Below are 254 nucleotides of genomic sequence, written 5' to 3'. Positions count from 1 at the left end.
AGCAGTTTCCGCAATGGAGAGATCTTGGAAAAAACGCATGATGATGACGAGCTTCTGGTCGCCTGTACACAGGTCGAGCATCCGGTACAAACGGACCTTGTCTTCATTGAGCAAAGAGACCTCTTCCGGTATTCGTTCCGTTGAAACCAATTGCTGGGTTTCCCAGTCGAAGAAATCCATCGAATGCTTTTTCCTTACCGCACTTTTACGGAAATGGTCGATGGCGACATTTTTGGCGATCGAAAAAAGCCAGG

The 254-nt window shown here is 47.6% G+C and carries 1 pseudogene; it reads right to left on the bottom strand.

Features of this window, described 5'->3' with window-relative positions:
- Positions 1-254 (bottom strand): annotated as a pseudogene (locus SB775_RS31650) (RNA polymerase sigma factor SigX); the annotation flags it as partial.

It is taken from the genome of Peribacillus sp. SIMBA_075 (assembly GCF_046534585.1).
The sequence above is the reverse complement of the archived record's forward strand: the minus strand, read 5'-3'. Positions and strand labels throughout refer to the sequence as shown.